This is a genomic window from Parabacteroides sp. AF18-52, assembly GCF_003479145.1.
Classification (GTDB): domain Bacteria; phylum Bacteroidota; class Bacteroidia; order Bacteroidales; family Tannerellaceae; genus Parabacteroides; species Parabacteroides faecis.
Genome location: NZ_QUGR01000017.1, coordinates 57844 through 81192, shown reverse-complemented (window position 1 = coordinate 81192; position 23349 = coordinate 57844). Strand labels below are relative to the sequence as shown.

The 23349-nt window shown below is 45.8% G+C and carries 17 protein-coding genes; 13 read left to right on the top strand and 4 right to left on the bottom strand.

Features of this window, described 5'->3' with window-relative positions; genetic code table 11:
- Positions 1-19: 19 nt before the first annotated feature.
- Positions 20-535, bottom strand: a complete 516-nt coding sequence (locus DWX23_RS20595) for an RNA polymerase sigma-70 factor (protein ID WP_122375838.1) — start codon at positions 533-535, stop codon at positions 20-22.
- 270 nt (positions 536-805) lie between these two features.
- Here DWX23_RS20595 and DWX23_RS20590 point away from each other — a divergent pair, with 270 nt between their 5' ends.
- The 8 genes from DWX23_RS20590 to leuB all read left to right on the top strand — a co-directional run bounded on the left by DWX23_RS20590 (position 806) and on the right by leuB (position 11471).
- Positions 806-2977, top strand: a complete 2172-nt coding sequence (locus DWX23_RS20590) for a glycosyl hydrolase (protein ID WP_122375837.1) — start codon at positions 806-808, stop codon at positions 2975-2977.
- Positions 2978-2991: 14 nt separating this feature from the next.
- Positions 2992-4413 (top strand): L-fucose/L-arabinose isomerase family protein, encoded by a 1422-nt coding sequence (locus tag DWX23_RS20585; RefSeq protein WP_122375836.1) that lies wholly within the window; start codon positions 2992-2994, stop codon positions 4411-4413.
- A gap of 353 nt (positions 4414-4766) precedes the next feature.
- Positions 4767-6263 (top strand): 2-isopropylmalate synthase, encoded by a 1497-nt coding sequence (locus DWX23_RS20580; protein ID WP_122357082.1) that lies wholly within the window; start codon positions 4767-4769, stop codon positions 6261-6263.
- An 18-nt stretch (positions 6264-6281) separates the two neighbouring features.
- The gene (gene leuC / locus DWX23_RS20575) at positions 6282-7679 is read left to right on the top strand and encodes a 3-isopropylmalate dehydratase large subunit (RefSeq protein WP_122375835.1); all 1398 of its coding nucleotides are present in this window, start codon (positions 6282-6284) and stop codon (positions 7677-7679) included.
- A gap of 33 nt (positions 7680-7712) precedes the next feature.
- Positions 7713-8303 (top strand): 3-isopropylmalate dehydratase small subunit, encoded by a 591-nt coding sequence (gene leuD / locus DWX23_RS20570; RefSeq protein WP_122375834.1) that lies wholly within the window; start codon positions 7713-7715, stop codon positions 8301-8303.
- Position 8304: 1 nt separating this feature from the next.
- The gene (locus DWX23_RS20565; RefSeq protein WP_122357074.1) at positions 8305-9816 is read left to right on the top strand and encodes an alpha-isopropylmalate synthase regulatory domain-containing protein; all 1512 of its coding nucleotides are present in this window, start codon (positions 8305-8307) and stop codon (positions 9814-9816) included.
- A gap of 123 nt (positions 9817-9939) precedes the next feature.
- Positions 9940-10386, top strand: a complete 447-nt coding sequence (locus DWX23_RS20560) for a methylglyoxal synthase (protein ID WP_122357072.1) — start codon at positions 9940-9942, stop codon at positions 10384-10386.
- Between the two features lie 14 nt (positions 10387-10400).
- Positions 10401-11471, top strand: a complete 1071-nt coding sequence (gene leuB / locus DWX23_RS20555; RefSeq protein WP_122357070.1) for a 3-isopropylmalate dehydrogenase — start codon at positions 10401-10403, stop codon at positions 11469-11471.
- 811 nt (positions 11472-12282) lie between these two features.
- Here leuB and DWX23_RS20550 read toward each other — a convergent pair.
- Positions 12283-13104 (bottom strand): tetratricopeptide repeat protein, encoded by an 822-nt coding sequence (locus DWX23_RS20550; RefSeq protein ID WP_122357068.1) that lies wholly within the window; start codon positions 13102-13104, stop codon positions 12283-12285.
- Positions 13105-13263: 159 nt separating this feature from the next.
- On the opposite strand from DWX23_RS20550, the gene DWX23_RS20545 reads away from it, so the two are divergent.
- Positions 13264-14106, top strand: a complete 843-nt coding sequence (locus DWX23_RS20545; RefSeq protein ID WP_122375833.1) for a mechanosensitive ion channel family protein — start codon at positions 13264-13266, stop codon at positions 14104-14106.
- A 238-nt stretch (positions 14107-14344) separates the two neighbouring features.
- Here DWX23_RS20545 and DWX23_RS20540 read toward each other — a convergent pair whose 3' ends face one another.
- A complete protein-coding gene (locus tag DWX23_RS20540) occupies positions 14345-16558 on the bottom strand; it encodes a bifunctional (p)ppGpp synthetase/guanosine-3',5'-bis(diphosphate) 3'-pyrophosphohydrolase (protein WP_122375832.1) in 2214 nt (737 codons plus the stop codon).
- A 176-nt stretch (positions 16559-16734) separates the two neighbouring features.
- Here DWX23_RS20540 and DWX23_RS20535 point away from each other — a divergent pair, with 176 nt between their 5' ends.
- Complete coding sequence (locus DWX23_RS20535; RefSeq protein WP_122375831.1) at positions 16735-18255, top strand: DUF4301 family protein; 1521 nt, start codon at positions 16735-16737, stop codon at positions 18253-18255.
- 76 nt (positions 18256-18331) lie between these two features.
- On the opposite strand, the gene DWX23_RS20530 is transcribed toward DWX23_RS20535, so the two are convergent.
- Complete coding sequence (locus DWX23_RS20530; RefSeq protein WP_122357060.1) at positions 18332-19645, bottom strand: Gfo/Idh/MocA family protein; 1314 nt, start codon at positions 19643-19645, stop codon at positions 18332-18334.
- 191 nt (positions 19646-19836) lie between these two features.
- Here DWX23_RS20530 and DWX23_RS20525 point away from each other — a divergent pair, with 191 nt between their 5' ends.
- The 3 genes from DWX23_RS20525 (at position 19837) to DWX23_RS20515 (ending at position 23200) form a co-directional block, all read left to right on the top strand.
- Positions 19837-20931, top strand: a complete 1095-nt coding sequence (locus DWX23_RS20525; RefSeq protein WP_122375830.1) for a PCMD domain-containing protein — start codon at positions 19837-19839, stop codon at positions 20929-20931.
- A gap of 11 nt (positions 20932-20942) precedes the next feature.
- Positions 20943-21728, top strand: coding sequence for a porin family protein (locus DWX23_RS20520; protein ID WP_122375829.1), 786 nt, complete (start codon positions 20943-20945; stop codon positions 21726-21728).
- Between the two features lie 122 nt (positions 21729-21850).
- Entirely contained in the window at positions 21851-23200 is a 1350-nt protein-coding gene (locus DWX23_RS20515; RefSeq protein ID WP_122375828.1) for a Gfo/Idh/MocA family protein, read from the top strand.
- The last annotated feature ends 149 nt before the right edge of the window (positions 23201-23349 follow it).

Genomic DNA, 23349 nt, shown 5'->3' with positions numbered 1-23349 from the left:
AGTTAAGGGATTTGTCTTGTTATCTATCTTTTATATAATGTCCCACAATCTCTGTCAGCTTTTTCTTTGCAATGATCTGTTGTGCCTGCACCGTTTTTTCGGAGATACCCAGGATATCGGCTACTTCTTTATATTTCAGGTTATCCTCTTTTAACATAAGGAAGATCAGTTTGCACCGTTGGGGGAGTTGGTTCAGCGCATCTTCTATTATTCCGGTTATTTCGTTTGAGTCCAGCAGGGCTTCCGGTGTTGTATGGTCGATACTCAAATGGATATGCAGGTCTTCGATATATTCTTCGAAATAATTACGTTTATTCAGAAATTTCAGACATCTGTTCTTTATGGCGGTGAAAAGATAAGAGTTGAGGTTATCTATCTTTTTTAAGGAATCCCAGTTTTCCCAGATACTGACAAATACATCCGCCAATATATCTTCACAATCTTCATGGTCGGGAACGAAGTGCAGGGCAAAACGAAACAGACGTTCATACTGCTGCTCATAGAGAATTGTGAAGGAATTATATTTTTCGGTCATAATCGTATTAGAAGCAAATCGAGTATATTATAATTATTAGTGTGCGACTCCTTTGGCGACAAATTTAAACAATAATCTTATATAAAATAGTTTGCTCCTGCTATTTACATTCATTTCAATAATATTCTACATTTCTGTATTGGGGTGTTCCGGCTGAACTATCAAAAATAGAAAGAATTGAATCAGTTTTAGAAAGAAACTGTTAATGAGAGATTCTATATTTGTGCAATCATAGAACTTTAATAATTGTACAAATTAATAGAATCTTTCATGAAAACCTCTTTTTTAACAATATGTATATCGTTTCTATCTTTAGGTGCATCGGCTCAGATCAGCCAGGCGGACTTTGCGAACCCGGAGAATAAATATAAGCCTATCCCTTTATGGTTCTGGAATAACACGACGGTAAAAGAAACGGAGTTACTGGATCAGTTTCACCAGATGGTCGGAAAAGACGGCTATGGCGGTTGTGCCATCCTTCCTTTCGGCCAGGATTTTAAACCGGAATATTTGTCGGACGATTATTTCAACCTGTATGGTAAGATCATAAGAGAGGCTAAGAAATTAGATGTGCATTTATCCTTGTACGATGAGTACGGATTTCCCAGCGGAAGCATGGGGGCTATCAATGCCGATGGAGTTCCCCGTTTTATGAATAAATATCCGGACGCAACTATCAAACGCCTGGATAAGGTCGAATATAAGGCATCTTCCGGAGATGTGTTTGAGCAGGCAGTTCCTGCCGGGAAGCTGATGTCGGTTGTCGCAATGGATACGCTGACAAAATCCCGTATCTCATTGAAACAGCATATCCGTTCCGGAAAACTAGAGTGGAAAGTGCCGGAGGGGGCTTGGAAAATCATGTTTTTCGTCTGTGTGAAAGACGGTGATCCGAATGTCGATTATCTGAACCCGGAAGCTGTCAAATTGTTTGTAAAAGAAACACATCAGGCTTATTATGACCGTTTTCCGTCTTATTTCGGAAATACGATCATAGAGACTTTTTTTGACGAACCGACCATGTACCGGGCAAAAGGGCGTATGTGGACAGAAAAGTTTAATGAGCAGTTCATCTCCCGTTATGGAGAATCTCCCGAACTATTGTATCCGGCATTATGGTATGATATAGGTGAAGAAACCCAATCCGCACGAAATCGTTTGTTCGGATTGCGGGCACATCTGTATGCCGAAGGTTTTATGAAAACGATTGCAGAATGGGCATCGGCTCATGGCATTTCTTCTACCGGTCATCAGGACCAGGAAGAGATCGCGAATCCGGTCAGTGTTTCCGGCGACCTGATGCTGTGTGGAAAATATATGGATATTCCGGGTATCGACAAGATTGGCGGAGGTCGCCCAACAGAACTGTTCTATAAAGTGGTATCCTCTTCTGCAAACAACTGGGACAAACGCCAGGTGATGTCCGAAACCTATGGTGCCATGGGGAATATAAGTGTAAAGACGCTTTACCATATCGCTATGGAACAATATACAAAAGGGATCAACACACTTATCCCTCACGCTGTCTGGTATAACGATCAGAATGTCACTTTCCTGCCCGAACTTTCCTGGCGGAACGAATTGTATCGGGACTCTCTTCCGGCATTCAATAAATTTCTTTCCCGTCTCAACTATATCTTGCAGCAGGAAGGAAGACATGTGGCGGATATCGCTGTGCTCTATCCGATCGAGTCCCTGCAGGGAGAACATGTGCTGGACGGCGAACTGGGATTTTATGAGGGGGGAGTAATCATTCCAAATACGGATTATACGCATATCTCCGCCTTATTGACGGATACGTTAGGACGTGATTTTACGTACCTGCATCCGGAAGTTCTGTCTGAAAAATGCCGGGTAGAGAAGGGACTGTTGCATTTGGATAATCAGGTGAACAAAGAAACTTTCCGGTTGCTGATCGTTCCGGGAGTAAAAACAATCTCCTTGTCAACCTTGAGGCAGATAGAATCATTCTTCCAATCCGGAGGAAATGTGATCTTTACAACTCAATTGCCGGAAAAGTCAGTGGAACCGGGACGGGATCAGGAAGTGAAAGATAAGATTGCCCGGATATTGGCTGCCGGCTCCTCGGCTTCCGGTAAAGCTTTTTTCATCGGTAAACCCGCGCCCGGTGCTTTGCGGGCTGCCATAACAGAGTCCTGCCGTGTTCCTGATGTGGCTTTTGAAGAAGGGGCCGAATTGAATTATATACATAAGGAGTTGAAAGATCAGTCAGTCTATTATTTTGCTAATTTGAAAGAGAAGCCATACCGTGCAAATGTCGTGTTACGTGGCAAACTGAAACCGGTATTACTGGACCCTCATACAGGGCAGCAAGTCAAAGTGGCATATAAGCATAAGAATGTTCACGGCATGGAAACGACGACAGTTGTGTTACCGATAGAAAAGAATTCATCAGTATTCCTGATCGATAATATTCATTAGAAAAGATATATACCATGGAAAAAAGAAAAACAAAAGTCGGCCTTGTCGGGCTGGGCCTGGATACGTATTGGCCGCAATTTGAGGGGCTGTATGCGCGCCTTTGCGGGTACCAGGATTGGATTGCATCGAAAATGTCCCGTCCGGATACGGAAGTCATTAATGCCGGGATTGCCGATAATCCGGTTAAAGCGGTGGATGTGGCAGAAGATTTAAAGAAAGAAGATATTAGTATTTTGTTTGTGTTTATCTCCACTTATGCGTTGTCATCGACTGTTTTACCGCTTGCCCAACGCGTAAAAGTACCTGTTATCCTGTTGAATATTCAGCCGGCCGCAGCCATCGACTATGACTATATAAATAATCTGGGTGACAGAGGAAAAATGACAGGGGAGTGGCTGGCACATTGCCAGGCTTGTTCCGTGCCCGAGTTTGCCAGCGTATTCAACCGTTCCGGCATCCCGTATGAAATTGTGAGCGGCTATCTGCAGGAAGAGTATGTGTGGAAACAGATTAATAACTGGATCGATGCTGTCCGTGTGGTGAATGGCATGAAGAATAACCGTATGGGAATTCTGGGCCATTATTACTGTGGCATGTTGGACGTATATACCGATTTGACACAGCAGTCGTCTGTTTTCGGGACGCATGTGGAAATCGTGGAAATGTGTGAACTGAAGGCTTATCGCGACAATGTCACGGAGGAAGATGTAAAGGATAAACTGGATGAATTCAATGCCTGTTTTGATATCGACGGCCAGTGTGAACCTTATGAACTGGATCGGGCAGCCCGTACTTCGATCGCGCTGGACCGTTTGATCGATGCTCATGACCTGGGATCGATGGCTTATTATTATGAAGGGTATGCAGGCAATGAATACGAAAATATAGTAACATCCGTTATCGCCGGTAATACCCTGCTGACAGGACGGAATATACCGATTGCCGGCGAATGTGAAGTGAAGAATGTCCAGGCAATGAAGATCATGTCTTTGCTGGGAGCAGGCGGCTCTTTTTCTGAATTTTATGCACTTGATTTTAACGATGATATCGTTATGCTGGGACATGATGGCCCCGCCCATTTCGCGATATCCGAAGGAAAAGTCCGTTTGGTTCCGCTGCCGGTCTATCATGGCAAACCGGGTAAAGGACTTTCTATTCAGATGACGGTAAAACATGGTCCGGTAACCCTGTTGTCGGTCTGCGAAGGGAAAGACGGTATCTTCCTGCTGGCGGCAGAAGGAGAATCAGTAGAAGGCCCGACGCTGAAGATCGGTAATACGAACAGCCGTTACCGTTTTACCTGCGGCGCCCGCGCATTTATCGATAACTGGAGCAAAGCAGGACCTTCCCATCACTGTGCGATAGGTATTGGCCATCAGATAGATAAACTGGAAAAAATTGCATTCCTGCTGGGAATACCGATTGTTAAGGTTTGACAGCAATTTATAAGTGAAAAAGGAAACATAAACTAATGAATTGTAGATTCAATTGTGTTTCCTCTTTCAGTTTATAAGAAAAAACACATAAAAAATATCGTTTTATATTTGGTGGTTTGGAAAAAGGCTGTATCTTTGCAGCGTTAAATAAAAAAAGACAATGAAACAGAACATAGCAAATAGTCTCATTATTTCTCTAAACATTATTCTACTCTGGGAACGGGATAGGAAGTGAGACTGTACGTGCTTTTCTGATGCATGAAGATATTAAAGAGCCTTTCTCACTTCCTGGTGAGAGAGGCTTTTTTTATGGATACAAACAAGAATATAAACAAATTTAAGAGTATAAGATTATGTCAGACAGATTATTTATTTTCGACACCACGTTACGTGACGGTGAGCAAGTGCCGGGTTGCCAGTTAAACAGTATTGAAAAGATTCAGGTTGCCAGAGCACTCGAGGAGCTGGGTGTGGATGTGATTGAAGCAGGATTCCCTGTGTCGAGTCCGGGCGATTTCAATAGTGTGGTTGAGATATCCAAAGCCGTTACATGGCCTACTATCTGTGCGTTGACCCGTGCTGTCGAGAAAGATATCGATGTTGCCGCCGAAGCATTGAAGTTCGCTAAACGCGGACGTATCCATACCGGTATCGGTACTTCGGATTATCATATCCGTTATAAATTCAATTCCAATCAGGAGGAGATTCTGGAACGTGCCATCGCTGCTACGAAATATGCGAAGAGATATGTTGAAGATATTGAATTTTACTGTGAAGATGCCGGGCGTACGGACAATGCTTATCTGGCACGTGTCGTCGAGGCGGTGATCAAAGCGGGTGCTACCGTTGTGAATATCCCTGATACGACCGGTTATTGCCTGCCGGACGAATATGGAGCAAAGATCAAATATCTGATGGAACACGTAGACGGCATACAGAATGCAATTATCTCTACACACTGCCATAACGACCTGGGTATGGCGACTGCCAATACCGTACAGGGTGTCCTGAACGGGGCACGCCAGGTGGAAGTAACTATCAACGGTATCGGCGAACGTGCCGGTAACACTTCACTGGAAGAAGTCGCCATGATCTTCCGCAGCCATAAAGAGCGCGGCATTGAAACCAATATCAATACTACGAAGATCTACGGTATCAGCCGTATGGTTTCCAGCCTGATGAATATGCCGATCCAGCCCAACAAGGCGATCGTCGGACGTAATGCCTTCGCTCACTCTTCCGGTATCCACCAGGACGGCGTTTTGAAGAACCGTGAAAGCTATGAGATCATCGACCCGAAAGATGTGGGTATCGACGATAATGCCATCGTGTTGACTGCCCGTAGCGGACGTGCAGCCCTGAAACATCGTCTGAGTGTGTTAGGGGTGGAACTGAGCCAGGAAAAACTGGATAAGGTATATGAAGAATTCCTGAAACTGGCTGACCGCAAGAAAGATATCAACGATGACGATGTGTTGATGCTGGCAGGAAAAGACCGCACAGCCATGCACCGTATCAAGTTGGATTATCTGCAGGTGACATCGGGTGTCGGTTTACAGTCTGTAGCCAGTGTATGTCTGGATATCGCAGGCGAAAAATTTGAAGCTGCTGCTTCCGGTAACGGTCCGGTAGACGCTGCCATCAAAGCGGTTAAATCGATCATCCATCGTACGATGACTATCCAGGAATTTCTCATTCAGGCGATTAATAAGGGTAGCGACGATATGGGTAAGGTACATATGCAGGTGGAATACGATGGAAACAACTACTACGGCTTTGCCGCCAATACCGATATTATTGCCGCTTCTGTAGAAGCCTTTATCGACGCAATCAATAAGTTCGTAAAATAACATAATACATAATTAGCAATGAGCAAGACATTATTTGAGAAGATTTGGGAAAAACATGTGGTAGACACACTGCCCGACGGAACGATCCAGTTTTACATCGACCGTCTGTTCTGCCATGAAGTAACCAGTCCGCAGGCATTTGCGGGGTTACGTGCCCGTGGCCTGAAGCCGTTCCGTCCGGAACAGATCACTTGTATGCCGGACCATAATATTCCGACATTGCATCAGGAAAAACCCATCGAAGACCCGGTTTCCAAGAACCAGGTGGACACGTTGGAAAAGAATGCGAAAGATTTCAGCCTGACTTATTACGGTTTGCAGCACCCGAAAAACGGGATTATCCATGTGGTAGGACCGGAAACGGGCTTGACCCAACCGGGCATGACGATCGTTTGCGGCGACTCCCATACTTCTACCCACGGCGCTATGGGCGCTATCGCTTTCGGTATCGGTACCAGCGAGGTGGAAATGACATTAGCTACCCAATGTATTATGCAGCGTAAGCCGAAGACGATGCGTATTACTATCGACGGTAAGCGTAAGCCGGGTGTGACGGCAAAGGACTTTGCTCTCTATATTATCAGTAAAATGACTACCGGAGGTGCTACCGGTTATTTCGTAGAGTATGCCGGCGAAGCGATCCGTAATACGACGATGGAAGAACGCCTTACCATCTGTAACCTGTCCATCGAAATGGGTGCCCGCGGTGGTATGATCGCTCCGGACCAGGTCACTTTCGATTATCTGAAAGACCGTGAATTTGCTCCCCGTGGCGAGGCTTGGGAAAAGAAACTGGCTGAATGGCGTGAGTTATACAGCGATCCGGATGCATCTTTCGATAAGGAGATCGTATTCCATGCGGAAGATATCGACCCGATGGTGACTTACGGAACCAACCCTGGTATGGGCATGGGCATCCGCGAAAGCATTCCGGCTATGGAAAGCGTAGATGAAGCCGGTCGTATCTCTTATAAAAAATCGCTCGACTATATGGGGTTCACTGCCGGTGAACCGATCATGGGCAAGAAAATCGATTACGTCTTCCTGGGAAGTTGTACGAATGGCCGTATCGAGGATTTCCGCGCTTTCGCCTCTTTGGTGAAAGGAAAGAAGAAAGCCGACGATGTGATCGTATGGCTGGTGCCGGGAAGTTGGCAGGTAGAACGCCAGATCCGTGCGGAAGGTATCGATAAAGTCCTGGCGGAAGCCGGTTTTGAATTGCGTCAGCCGGGTTGTTCGGCTTGTCTGGCAATGAATGAAGACAAGGTTCCGGCAGGTAAATATGCCGTATCTACTTCCAACCGTAACTTCGAAGGACGTCAGGGACCCGGTGCACGTACGATTCTGGCCGGTCCGTTGGTGGCTGCGGCTGCAGCGGTAACGGGAAAGATTACCGATCCGAGAGATTTAATGTAATAAGATTACGAACTGAAAAATCAAAAGAACGAAATGAAAGAAAAATTCACGATAGTAACATCCACCTGTGTACCTCTTCCTCTGGAAAATGTAGACACAGACCAGATCATCCCGGCCCGCTTCCTGAAAGCGACCACACGCGAGGGCTTCGGCGATAATCTTTTCCGCGACTGGCGTTATGACAAGGCGGGCAACCCTAATCCGGACTTTGTGCTGAATCAGAATACATATAAAGGTGAGATTCTGGTAGCCGGAAAGAACTTCGGTAGCGGTTCGAGCCGTGAACATGCGGCCTGGGCGATTGCCGGATACGGATTCCGTGTCGTTGTCAGCAGTTTCTTCGCCGACATCTTCAAGAACAACTCCATGAACAACGGTCTTGTTCCGGTTGTTGTTTCTCCGGAGTTCCTGGCTGAGATATTCGCATCCGTAGAAGCTGATCCGAAAGCGACATTGACGGTCGATCTGCCTGCCCAGACAATCACCAACAACGCAACCGGAAAAACTGAACCTTTCAATATCAATGCCTATAAGAAAGATTGCCTGGTAAACGGTCTGGACGATATCGACTATCTACTGGCGAATAAGTCTAAAATAGAAGCGTACGAAGCAAACAGAAAGTAAGATGGTAGAAATAATGGATACAACCCTTCGGGACGGGGAACAGACATCGGGTGTCTCTTTTGCGGCTCACGAAAAGCTCAATATAGCGCAAGTGCTGTTGAGCGATCTGGGAGTAAATCGCGTAGAGATCGCCTCTGCTCGCGTATCGGACGGAGAGTTCGAAGCCGTGAAGCGTGTGGCTGCCTGGGCCGAACGTACCGGTAATCTGCATAAGCTCGAAGTGCTCGGCTTTGTAGATGGCGACGCCTCGCTCAACTGGATCGAATCGGCCGGTTGCCGCGTGGTAAACCTTCTCTGTAAAGGTTCGTATAAACACGTGACCGAACAACTCCGCAAATTGCCTGAACAGCATATTGCAGATATCCGTTCTGTTGTATCGCTGGCTACCGAAAAAGGTATTGAAGTAAATATTTATCTGGAAGACTGGTCGAACGGGATCAAGAACTCCCCCGACTATGTTTTCCAGCTGGTCGATGCGTTGAAAGATCTTCCGATCCGCCGTTTCATGCTTCCCGATACGCTGGGAATACTGAATCCGGGCAACACATACGAATTTTGCAAACAGATGATCGAACGTTATCCCGACCTGCATTTCGATTTCCATGCCCATAACGATTACGACCTGGCGGTAGCCAACGTCTATTCGGCCGTGCGGGCAGGCGTACATGGTGTCCATACCACGATAAACGGTCTGGGCGAACGTGCCGGAAATGCACCGCTCAGCAGTGTGATTGCGGTGATCAAAGACCATCTGGGTGAAGAGACCTCTGTCCGCGAAGAAAAGATCAATGCGGCAAGTCGCCTGGTCGAAACCTACTCGGGTATTCATATCGCGCCGAACCGCCCCATCATCGGTGAGCATGTCTTTACGCAATGTGCCGGTGTGCATGCCGACGGCGACAGCAAAAATAATCTGTATTGCAACGACCTGATCCCCGAACGTTTCGGCCGTGTCCGTGAATATGCCCTGGGCAAAACGTCCGGTAAGGCGAATATCCGCATGAATCTTGAATCGCTGGGTATCGATGTGGATGACGAATCCATGCGTAAAATTACCGAGCGCATCATCGAACTGGGAGACAAGAAGGAAATGGTGACGACCGAGGACCTGCCCTATATCATCAGTGATGTCCTTCACCATGATACAATGGCAGATCAACGTATCCGTATATTAAATTATTCCTTATCTTTGGCACAGGGACTGAGGCCCGTAGCTACGCTGAAAATAGAGATCGACGGAGAAGCTTACGAAGAATCGGCTTCCGGTGACGGTCAGTACGACGCTTTTGTACGTGCCCTCCGCAGGATCTATTCAGACCTCGGCCGTCCGTTCCCGATGTTGACGAACTATTCCGTATCCATTCCCCCCGGAGGTCGTACCGACGCTTTCGTTCAGACGATCATCAGCTGGAATTATGCCGGAGTAGATTTCAAGACCCGTGGCCTCGATGCCGACCAGACAGAAGCCGCTATCAAGGCAACGCTGAAGATGCTGAATAAGATCGAACAATAAACTAGTTGACAAGTGACAGTTGACAGATGACAGATGAGCTTCGCGCTCGGTAAAACAAATTGTCTGAAAGCCGAGATAACTGTCCACTGTCACTTGTCAACTGTCAACTTAAAAAGTATAGTTATGAACAAAAGATTGACCATTGCGCTGGTAGCGCACGATAACCGTAAGGCAGACATGGTAGAATGGGCCGTGCACAATGCAGAATTCCTTTCCCATCACCATTTGGTATGTACCGGAACCACCGGAGGGCTTATACGCAGTGCCTTCGACGAGAAGGGAGTAGGTGCGGAAATTACTTGTATGCATTCCGGCCCGTTAGGCGGAGATGCCGAGATTGCAGCCATGGTAGTACGTAAAGAGGTGGATCTGGCGATCTTTCTGATCGACGACCTGAATCCGCAGCCTCATGAAGCCGACATTCAGATGTTGCTTCGCCAGTGTCGTGTTCATAACGTGCCTATCGCTTGTAACCGTTATAGTGCCGACCTGATGATTACGAGCACCCTGTGGGATGATGACAGTTATGTTCCTACAGAACCCAAATATGTGCTATTTAAAAGAGACTAAAATAACAAACTGAAATGAAATTGAATATTGCAGTCCTTCCCGGTGACGGTATCGGTCCCGAGATTGTAGAACAAGGCATGAAAGCCGTAAAAGCTATATGTGAGAAATACGGCCATGAACTAAGTTACAAACACGCTTTGGTGGGAGCCGTTGCCATCGACGAGACAGGTAATCCGTATCCGGACGAAACGCACGAACTGTGTATGCAGAGCGATGCCGTTTATTTTGGTGCGATCGGTTCTCCGAAATACGATAATAATCCGTCAGCGAAAGTCCGTCCCGAACAGGGGTTGCTGGGTATGCGCAAGAAGCTGGGGCTTTTTGCCAATATCCGTCCGGTAACAACTTTCCCGTCGTTGCTGCATAAGTCTCCGCTTCGTGCCGAACTGATCGAAGGGGCTGATTTCATGTGTATCCGCGAATTGACCGGAGGTATGTATTTCGGTCGTCCGCAGGGAAGAAGCGAAGACGGAAATACCGCTTACGATACGTGTGTTTATACCCGCGAAGAGATCGAACGTATTGTCCGCCTGGCTTACCAGTATGCACAGAAACGTCGTAAGAAAGTGACGGTTGTCGATAAGGCGAATGTGCTGGCAACTTCCCGTCTGTGGCGTCAGGTAGCACAGGAGATAGAAAAGGAATATCCGGATGTGGAAACTGAATATATGTTTGTCGACAACGCTGCTATGCGTCTGGTTCAGTGGCCGAAGAGTTTCGATGTGATGGTTACTGAAAACATGTTCGGTGATATTCTGACTGATGAGGCGTCTGTGATCACCGGTTCACTGGGGATGCTTCCTTCTGCTTCCATTGGCGTACATACTTCCGTATTCGAACCGATCCATGGTTCTTATCCGCAGGCAGCCGGAAAGAATATTGCCAATCCGCTGGCTACTATCCTGAGTGCCGCCCTGATGTTTGAATATGCTTTCAACCTGATGGAAGAAGGTGCCCTGATCCGTGAAGCTGTTACTGCCTCGATGGATGCCAATGTCGTAACAGAGGATATTGCTGAAAACGGCAAGGCTTACAAGACCAGCGAGGTAGGGGATTGGATTGCTGATTATATAGCAAAGAAGTAAAAGTCGGGATGTTATCAATAATGGGCCAATTGGCTAATGTGCCAATATCTCAATGAAGATAGCAGTAAGCTCATTATTACTTTTAACTATCCCGTAGTCAAAGTGACTTAGTCATCACAGGTTTATTTGCCGTCGGTTAAAACCGACGGCAAATAAACCTGTAACCAATATCCCTTATTTATAACAGATGATTTGTGATTGTGACAAAATGTTTGTTTGTCTTTTGTTTTAGTATTAATATGTCAGATATATTAATGGGTGTGTAACTGCATAATCTACCGGAATAACCCTTTTGAAAAATATATTGTTACAATAATTAACAAATCTCTCCGTAAATCATTTCTTGAAACTCATTTTAAAGAAATTGCCACTTCGTTTAAAACGAATTTTTTTTTGTTTTAAACGAATAGGTGCTTTGTTTAAGACGGGAAAAGTGTTAAAAGAAGTTGCGTGTGAGATAGTCCGACGCTTTTTAAAGCCTGAATTATATGCTTTTTAGCAGTTTCTTACCTCTAGAGCATTATCAAAACAGGTCGAAAATGAACTGATATAAATGGTATGAATATCGGTTTTGTGAAATAAACGGATGCAATAAGTAAAAGAATATTGTCTATCTGCTCATTATTTCGCTATAAAGCGTCCTGTTTGATAAGTCTAAACTCTCGGAGAATCCTATAAAATCTATCTCTTCCATCCCTTGCCGGTATACCTGTTTCCTGTACCGGTTAAAATAGCATTTTGACACATTACAGGTTGTAATCAATACTGTATCATAACAGATGCAGAAATGGAGAATTTATCTTAAGAAAAATTATTTTGTCATTTTCATCAGTTCATCTATCACCGTCTGGTCATATCCCATCTCCTGCGCTTTCAGGAAATCCTTTGCAGCAGATTCCTTTTCGTATTGGGCGAGCTTTACTTTCCCACGCAACACATATAAAGAAGCGCTGGGTGTACTTTCTGTAAATACCTTATTAATATCGGCCATAGCACGGGCATTCTTACCCATCATGAAATAAACATCGGCACGGCCTTCATACAAAAGCCAGTCACGGGGCATCTGGCTGATCAGGTAATTGAATATCTTTTCACTTTCATCGTAATTACCGCGCATCTTCTCCAGAATGGCATGTCCCAGGCGGGCACGCACAGACTTCTCGTTCATCTCGAGTATCTTATCGAAATCCTGTTCCGCCCAGATATAATTCTTTTTCTGGATATAGATCAGGCCGCGGCAGTAAAGAGCTTCTTCGTTTGTCGGTTCGACGATCAGTAACGCGTTGTAATCGTTCAATGCTTTTTCTGTTTCACCCATTTCAGAATAGAGGGAGGCACGGTTCTCCAGGATAGTCGGATTATTGGGCCGTCCGCTAAGTGCGGCAGTATAGGATAGCAAAGCATCTTCCAGTTTTCCCTGGCGGCGTTGTATGCTTCCCAGATTGGTCAGCAAGGCATAGTTCATTGGGTTGCCCGGTTCTTTACGCATGGCCGACCGTAAACTTTCCTCGGCAGACACCAGGTCTTTTTTATCCAGAAAGTCATAACTTTTTTCGATCAGTTCTTCGTATGACTGGGCAAAACTATTGGCTGTTGCCAGTATAAAAGTGATGAATATCAGCAGTAATCTCATTCTGTCGTTTTTATCTGTTATTTGATCGCCGCAAAGCTACGTAAATATATTCTTCCGTAGACAGATTAAAAAAACTTTATACCTTTGCCACATTTTATAAGACTTTTCGAGACTTTGATTGTTATAAGATAAAAGTGTTTAATTAAAAATGATAGATTTATGATATTATTAGATGTGTTGGCTTCCAGTCCGAGGCTGGAAAAAATTGTCAATTCCCTGGTCGAACAGGGGAGTCATTTAGGCTGGACGATCATCAAGGCGATCCTTGTTTTTATAATAGGCCGCTTTGTCATCCGGATGATCAACAAACTTGTCCGCCGTATTTTGACTAAGCGTGATTTCGACCCTTCTGTTAAAACATTTGTGGGAAGTCTGGTGAATGTCACTTTGATGATCTTGCTGATTATCTCCGTGGTAGGTGCGCTGGGCGTACAGACTACTTCGTTCGCAGCTCTGCTTGCCTCTGCCGGTGTCGCTATCGGTATGGCTTTGAGCGGAAACCTGTCTAACTTTGCCGGTGGGCTGATCATCCTGCTGTTCAAACCTTATAAGGTGGGCGATTATATCGAGTCGCAGGGTGTTGGTGGTACGGTAAAGGAGATACAGATATTCCATACGATCCTGCTTACTTCCGACAATAAAAACATTTATATCCCGAACGGTTCCCTGAGCAGCGGTGTGGTAACGAATATCGGGAGAGAACCGACACGCCGTGTGGAATGGACTTTCGGTGTGGATTACGGTAGCGATTACGAACAGGTGAAAAGAGTTATCGAATCCGTCCTGGCACAGGATGCCCGTATATTGAATGATCCGGCTCCTTTCATTGCCCTGAGTGCCCTGGCCGACAGCAGTGTCAATGTGGTGGTCCGTGCATGGGTGAAAAGTCCGGATTACTGGGGTGTTTTCTTCGATACGAATAAGGCGATCTATGCGACCTTCAATGCCGAAGGTATCGGTTTCCCTTTCCCACAACTGACGGTGCATCAGGCAAAAAACTGATTTTGTCCTTAAAATAAATCTTTTTGTTCAATAACCGACAGGGTTTGTTTGCCCGGTAATAATCGGTTAAAAAGTTGGGCAAAAAGATTTATCTTTGTCTATCAATTTGAAAAGATAAGTTACAGAGAACGTTTTTAAGGTAAAAATATTAAGGACTTTATTTTATTACTTTAGTATTAATTATTTGATTATAAAAGAAGAAAAAGGCTCGACCGTTAGTTAGCGGCGAGCCTTTTTTCTATGAATTCAGGCGGTCTACGGTTTTAACCCCTTTGACCGCTTTGATCTTTTTGACCAGCATGTTCAGGGAATTGGTGTCCCTGACGAGTACGGCGAAGTTCCCCTGGAAGATGCCGTCTACCGAATCTATATTCAATGAGCGGAGCGTCACATTGCTCTCTTTCCCGATAACGGAGGTGATATTGGTCACGATCGTTATATCGTCGCGTCCGATCACCCGCAGGGTAACGACATAGCCGTTGTCGCCTTTCCCGCTCCACTTGGCACGGATGATACGGTAGCCGAAACGGCTGAACATCTCCTGCGCATTCGGGCAGTCCAGGCGGTGGATCTTGATACCTTGCGTGGATACAAAACCGAAGACTTCGTCCCCGTAGATCGGGTTACAGCATTTGGCCAGTTTATATTCTATGCCGGTCAGGTTCTTATCGATGACAAGGACATCCTTGTTCGTGGATATTTCTTCTACCTCGGTCGTCGTGCTATATTCCCCGGCACTGCGTACTTCCGAACGTTCGTTGGCTTCTGTCTCTTTCCGCACATATTCCTGGTATTCGTCAATCACATTGTTCGGGTCGAGACGTTCTTCCGCCAGTTCTACATAAAAGTCGGTGACGGTTTTGAACCCTTTCTTTTTGATGTAGCGCATCAGGTGCGGTTCCTCCATCTCGATCTTCCGGTTCTTGAAACGGCGCTGGAGCATCTCCTTCGCAAAGTCGACGGCCTTGGCAGTCTCTTCGCGTAAAGCCTGCTTGATCTTTACACGTGCCTTGGAGGTCACGACGATATTCAGCCAGTCGCGCTTCGGGCTTTGTGAGGGAGCGGTCACGATCGAAACCGTGTCTCCGTTATGGAGTACATATTTAATAGGTACATTCTTCTCATTCACTTTTGCCGATACACATTTGCATCCCAGCTTCGAATGGATGGCGAAAGCGAAGTCGAGCACAGTTGCCCCTTTAGCCAGCTTGATCAACTCGCCTGTCGGGGTGAAGACATATATCTCGTCCTTATACAGGTCCATTTTGAAATCCTGCATCAGGTCGAGCGGGTTGTTCTCTTTTTCCTCGAGGGCGGCACGTACGGTATTCAGAAATTCATCCAGTCCGCTTTCCGCCTTTACTCCTTTGTATTTCCAGTGGGCGGCAAGGCCTCGCTCGGCGATCTCGTCCATTCGCCGGGTACGGATCTGTACTTCCACCCATTTATTTTGCGGCCCCATGACCGTGATATGCAAGCTCTCGTATCCGTTCGTTTTCGGAATGGATATCCAGTCTTTCATACGGTTCGGGTTCGGCTGGTACATGTCGGTGATGATCGAATAGACCTGCCAGCATTCCGAACGCTCCTTTTCCAGCGGCGTATCCAGTACGACACGGATGGCGAACAGATCGTATATGCCTTCAAACTCGATCTTCTGCTTTTTCAGCTTATTATTAATGGAATGGATCGACTTGGTACGTCCTTTAATATCGAAATGCAATCCGGCTTCTTTCAGTTTCTTCTCGATAGGTGCGATGAATCCGGCAATATAAAGGTCGCGCGAACGTTTAGTCTCGTTCAGCTTCCGTTTGATGAAATCGTATTGTTTGCTGTCGGTATATTTCAGCGACAGATCTTCCAGTTCGCTTTTGATCTTATACAATCCGAGCCGGTGTGCGAGCGGTGCATACAGATAAGAGGCTTCCGTTGCCAGCCGCAGCCGGTCGTCTTCCTTCAGTTGTTTACCGAGACGCATCAGGCAGAGGCGGTCGGCGATCATGATGAGGATAACCCTCACGTCTTCCGCAAATGAGAAGAGCAGGTGATGGAAGTTCTCGGAGTTGACTGCCGTATTGCGTGCATACAGGTCGGACGTTTTCAACAGGCGCTGAATGATCAGTGTCACATCTGCATCGAACGTTTTTTCTACCTCTTCCAACGTAACGGCCTTTTTCAGGACCGGGCGATAGAGCAGGAGGGCGATGACGGAAGTCCGTTTCAAGCCGATCTCTGTCGTTGCTATCAGGGCGGTATTTATATTGCGGATCAAGCCGTTGATGCCATTCTTGTCTCTCCCGTAACAGTCGAGTGCGACAACCCGTTGCATCAACTCTCTCATTTTTCGTATATCCTCTTTTTGCAAAAAGGAGTAGAGGCTACGTACCAATTGTCTGTATTTCGAGAAGAAGTCTTTTCTTTCTTCCTCTGTAAAGAACGGTTGTATATCCATAGTTGCGTCAGCTTTTTTACTGCCCATTTTAGGACAGGCCGTAAAACATACTGTAAAAGTATCTTTTTTCTTGGAATATCAATGCGATTCTAATGGTATTTTTATACATTTGCGAGAAGCATACGCAGAAAATGTTATGTTACAATGCAAAAAATACTAATTTTAAAAGATATACTATGTTAAACGCAAACGATTTAAAGCAACTGGCTGATAAAGGGATCAGCGAACAGCAGATCGAAGAACAACTGGCTTGTTTTGCCAAAGGTTTCCCCTATCTGGAGATAGCCGCATCAGCATCAGTAGAAAAAGGAATCAGGGTCGTGTCGCAGGAAGACCAGGCAACCTATATGGAGGCATGGGATGCTTATCTTGCTAAAAATAAGAGAATCCTGAAGTTCGTTCCGGCATCCGGCGCCGCCAGCCGTATGTTCAAGAACCTGTATGAGTTTTTATCGGCTTCCTACGATGTGCCGGCAAACGATTTTGAAAAGAAGTTTTTCAATGAGATCACTCATTTTGCTTTTTATGACGCGTTGAATGCCGTTTGCCTGGCGAATGAAGATAAAGATATTCCGGCGCTGGTTGCAGCCGGTAATTATAAGGCTGTCGTATCCAATTTGTTGGATGAGAAAGGCTTGAATTACGGGCAGTTGCCTAAAGGTTTGTTGTTGTTCCACCGGTCAGGCGAGACGATACGTACGGCTATGGAGGAACATCTGGCGGAAGGGGCTATGTATGCCAAGAACAATGCGGGTGAAGTGAACATCCATTTTACTGTCTCTCCGGAGCATAAAGCGTTGTTTGAAAAACTCGTATCAGAAAAGAAACAGGCTTACGAAGAAAAATTCTCGGTTGGTTACGATATCTCTTTCAGTGTACAGAAACCGAGTACGGATACGGTGGCAGCCGACATGGATAATAATCCTTTCCGCGATAAGAACGATAAGCTGTTGTTCCGTCCCGGCGGTCACGGCGCTTTGATTGAGAATCTGAACGATATAGATGCCGATGTGGTATTTGTGAAGAATATCGATAATGTCGTTCCCGACAGCTTCAAATGTTCGACCGTTATCTTTAAAAAGGTGATAGCCGGTGTGTTGGTCACTTTGCAGGAACGTATATTTAACTATCTGGATCTGATCGAGACCGGTAAATATTCCCATGACCAGGTTGAAGAAATGATTCATTTCCTTCAGGATGACCTTTGCATAAAGAATCCGGATACCAAACTGCTTGAAGATGCGGAATTGATCCTTTATATCAAGAATAAATTGCTTCGTCCGTTGCGTGTTTGCGGTATGGTGAAGAATGTAGGAGAACCGGGTGGCGGTCCGTTCCTGGCTCAGAATCCGGATGGTACTATCTCTTTGCAGATACTGGAAAGCTCGCAGATCGATTTGAAAGATCCGGAAAAGAAAGCGATGTTTGAACAAGGTACGCATTTCAATCCGGTCGATCTGGTTTGTGCATTGAAGAATCATAAAGGCGAGAAATATAATCTGCCTGATTATGTAGATAAAAATACAGGGTTCATCTCTTATAAGAGTAAGGATGGACGTGAACTGAAGGCGCTGGAATTACCCGGTTTGTGGAATGGAGCGATGAGCGACTGGAACACGGTGTTCGTGGAAGTTCCTATCGAAACATTCAATCCGGTGAAGACGGTCAACGACTTGTTGCGTCCTGAACACCAGTAATGTTGGCATAATGTGTAGATAAATAAGGTTTATTGAAAAGGCAGGTTCTTTCGAGCCTGCCTTTCTATTTTTAGGTTCATATTTTCGGTAATTCCCACGGTGCGCGGTATTCCTTGCAAAGATATTTGTCCGCTTCCGTATCATGGAAACTCTTGCCGTCCCATGTTAATTTCTTCCCGGTACGGTAGGCGATATTTCCCAACTGTGAAAATTTAGCGATATGTGCACCGATTTCGATGCTCGCATTACAGTTGCGGTTACGTGATTTGATGCATTCCAAATGGTTTTTGACATGCAGGTTCAAGCCGCCTTCTCCGTATGCTTTTTTCAGGGCGACAGCTTCCATGCGTGCTTTGCCGTTTACCTTTTCGGGGATAACCTCCCAGCCTCCGCGGTCGATGACCAATGTCCCGTTCTCACCCACGAAGCCCAGGCCGTGATTGCGTCCGTAAGCTCCGTCATCGATACCGATGGCATGATCCCACATTACCGTAAAGTCATCAAAAGTATAAATTGTCTGGAGCAGGTCAGGTGTTTCGCAGGCATCATCAGGATAACCGAACTTGCCTCCCGAAGCCATGATCGAGTTCGGTGCCGTTACGTTCATGCCATACAAGGCATAATCGAGCAAGTGCACGCCCCAGTCTGTCATCAATCCTCCCGCGTAATCCCAGAACCAACGGAAGGTAAAATGGAAGCGGTTACGGTTGAACGGACGTTTCGGTGCCGGACCGAGCCACATATCGTAGTCGACGCCAGCCGGAACCGGTTCGTCGGCTACCACCGGGATAGAAGGACACCATCCCTGGTAAGAGAATACACGGACGGTACGTATCTTCCCTAACTGGCCGCTATGTACGAATGCCATGGCATCCTGCCAGTGAGGATCGCTGCGCTGCCATTGTCCGACCTGTACGACACGGTTGTATTTTTCGGCGGCACGTACCATGATGTTGCATTCTTCGATACTGTTACCCAATGGTTTCTCGCAATAAACATCTTTTCCTGCTTCGCAGGCGGCAACCATTTGAAGGCAATGCCAATGGTCGGGAGTTCCGACAATAACGACGTCCACATCTTTGTTATCGATCAACTTCCGCCAATCTTTATAAAGATACTTTACCTTCTTTCCTGTCTGTTTCAGGGTCTCTGCTGCACGGTCGTTTAACACATTTTCATCAATATCCGCTAAAGCGATACATTCGACTTCCGGATTGCGGAGAAAAGCCTGCAAGTCGGCAAATCCCATTCCTTTGCAACCGATCAGACCGACCCTGATTTTGTCGTTTGCTCCGATAGATTCGCCACTAGCTTTAATAAAGAACGGGTTCATAGAAAGACCGGCTCCCAGGATAGCTGCCTGCCGGATAAAATCTCTGCGTGTTGTCATGGTCTGAATGAATTAATGGTGATGATACACAATAGTTTGTAAAGTGCCAAAAATAGGAAGAAAGGACGGCTTTTCCCAATAAAATATGTAATAAAAATATAATATTGAGGCGTATTCCAAAAAAGGAGAGTAAATTTGCATCTGTTTTTGAGTAAAAAGAAGTTTAGATTATTCACACAAAAAGGAACAAAATGAAACTGACACGTTTATTAAGCTGTCTTTTTTTATGTATTACAGGAATCTCCTGTATTCAGGAGGAGGCGCCGAATGCGGAGGCCGATATTCTGACTTGTACAGTACCTGCCGACATATTGCGTCGAGATCCTATTATTGAAAATGACAAGGTGACATTGATGGTAAAGTCAGATACCGATCTGTCGAAACAATCACCGGAGTTTACCCTGACGCCGGGGGCCACGATCTCACCGGCCAGTGGAACCACACAGAATTTTAGCGAATCGCAATATTATACGGTTACTTCAGAAGATGGGAAATGGAAAAAACGTTATGAAGTAAGTTATATTGTGACCGGTATCGGTACGGAATATGACTTTGAAAAGGTGAAACATGCCGGTTCTGCTGGTTATGACATCTTTTATGAAACAGATCATAATGGTAACAATATTATGGATTGGGCAAGTGGTAATCCAGGTTTTGCCCTGACGGATATGAATGCTAAGCGCGAATCGTTTCCGACACTTTCATCCGCTGATGGATATAAAGGAAATTGTGCGATGTTAATAACCCGTTCGACAGGTGACTTTGGATCGCGGTTAGGGATGCCGATCGCTGCCGGTAATTTATTTATGGGTACATTCGATATTCTTAGTGCTGTTACGAATGCATTGAAGGCTACCAAATTCGGTATGCCGTTTGAACATGTACCGACTTACCTGACCGGATATTATAAGTATAAAGCAGGTCCCGAGTTCTCCGAGTCTGGAAAAGTTGTTTCAGGCAAGAAAGATATGTTCGATATTTATGCCATCTTCTACGAAACGACTGAGGACGTGAAGATGTTGGATGGAACCAATAAATTCAGTCATCCGAACCTGATCTCTATCGCGCGTATCGATAATCCGAAAGAAACGGACGAATGGACACAGTTCTATCTGCCGTTCAAGATGCAGCCGGGTAAAACCATCGACCGGGATAAACTGAAAGCAGGAAAGTATAATGTAGCTATTGTCTTTTCTTCCAGTGTGGAGGGCGACTTGTTCAACGGAGCAATCGGTAGTACATTATATATAGATGAAGTCGAACTGATCCATTCCGTAGAAGAATAAAATAAAGTAGTATGAAAAAACAATTAATCATAAGCGTCCTGGGTTTGTTATTCCTGACTACCAACAGTCTGCTAGCCCAGAAGGACCAGAATGCCGGAATCATCAATTCGTATCTGGTAGGGTTGGAGTATGAAGTAAAGGCCGGATTGAGTATCGGTGGAACTTCTCCGCTGCCATTGCCGAAGGAGATACGTTCTATCGACAGTTATAATCCGGGATTGCAGATCGCTATCGAAGGAAATGTAACGAAATGGCTTAACCCGGCGCGTACCTGGGGACTTATGCTCGCTTTGCGTCTGGAAACCAAAGGTATGAAAACCGATGCCCGCGTAAAGAATTACAGCATGGAGATCATCGGAGATGCCGGTGAACGAATGAAAGGGTTTTGGACAGGACAGGTAAAGACGAAAGTCAGTAACTCTTATCTGACGGTTCCAGTATTGGCTGCCTGGCGGGTTTCTCCACGTTGGAAATTAAATCTCGGACCGTATGTTTCTTATCGTATGGAAGGTGATTTTACAGGTGACGTGTATGACGGTTATCTGCGTGAACTCGATCCGACCGGTAACAAGGTCATATTCGAAGATGGTAAAAGTGCTCCTTATGATTTCTCTAAAGACCTGCGCCGCTTTCAGTGGGGATTGCAGTTGGGAGGGGAGTGGAAAGCTTTCAAACATCTGAATGTATATGCCGATCTTACCTGGGGTATTAATGATATTTTCAAGAAGAATTTTGATACGATTACTTTCGCCATGTATCCCATCTATTTGAATATGGGTTTCGGTTATGCGTTTTAAATTGTAATACAATATCATGCGAGCGGGAATATTTCATCAAATGTTCCCGCTTTTTTTTGTAATTGTAATAATTTCTATACATTTGCGGTAATGATTTTTTAAGACCAATTTAATTTAGTACCATGAAAGAGAACGAGAAGAAAGGGATCTCCCGCAGGGAGTTCTTAGGTTTGTCCGCACTGGGACTTGCCAGTTTTACAATCCTTCCCAGCTGGTCGATCAATGGCATACGCATCGCACCGAGCGACCGTGTTGTGCTGGGGTTCATCGGGTTGGGGCAGCAGGGTTTGTCCGATTTTACCAGTTTTTCCAATTGTCCGGGCGTGCAGGTCGCTGCCGGTTGTGACGTCGATTCCATGAAACGTGAGCGTTTTGCCCGCCGGATAATGGCATGGCAGAAGAAACAAGGCGTAGCGCCTCGTTGCGACAGCTATGAGTTTTATGAAGATATGCTGGAACGCAAGGATATCGATGCGATCGAAGTGGCAACACCTGACCATTGGCATGCTTTGGCCACGATCCATGCCTGCCAGGCGGGAAAAGATGTATATTGCCAGAAACCGTTAGCTTATACGATAGCTGAAGGTTTGGCGATGGTAAAAGCGGTGCGTGACAACAAACGGGTATTGCAGGTGGGTAGCCAGCAACGCTCGAGTGCAGAATTTCAGAAAGCGATCGAACTGGTTCGTAACGGTGCGATCGGTCATATCGAAAAGATATACGCCCGTGTCGGTGCGCCTCCCAAACCGCTGGATTTACCGGAAATGCCTGTTCCCGGCAATCTGAATTTCAATCAGTGGATGGGACCGTTGAATGATCCGAAAGTGCATTATCATCCCGATCTTTGTCCTCCTATCTCGCTTGACCCGGAACAGAACGAACAGTTGTGGGGTGCATGGCGTTGGTATCAGGAAACAGGTAACGGATTTACGGCAGACTGGGGTGCTCATATGTTCGATATTGCTCAGGCTGCTATCGGTATGGATGGTTCCGGTCCGGTAGAATTTGCTCCGGCCGGTTATAACGGACAGAAATATGCTTCCATGAAATATGCGAACGGTATTGTCATGACCGAACAGCCTTATCGTGAAGATAACGAGAATGCGCAGGGACTGCAATTTATCGGTGATAAAGGATGGCTGAAGGTGGCACGCGGCTATATCGAATGCTCTGACCCGTCGTTGCTGAAAGCAGAAAAGAAAGAAGTTGGCAAGGGTGAATATGAAGTAAGCTCACCTCATATGCAGAACTTTATCGATTGTGTCCGTTCACGTGAAAATCCGATTGCTCCGGTAGAAGTGGGTTGTAGTACCAATACGCTTTGCTGTCTGGCAAATATTTCCCGCGAACTGAATCGCCCGGTAAAATGGAATCCTGCCACGTTAAGCTTCGTCGACGATAAAGAAGCTGCAGCACACCGTTTATACTGGTATCAGTATCGCAATCCTTATACGTTGCCGTATTGGAAATGAATTTAGAAATAATAGAACTACTTTTCCCTTGATGGAAAAGTAGTCAAAAGATCAAGGCTTAACCGGCTTCACTGCTTCGGCGAAAGACTGCGCTGAAAAATCCGAAACTCGCTGCGCTCAGACAACGGATTTTTTTAACCGCTTCGTCT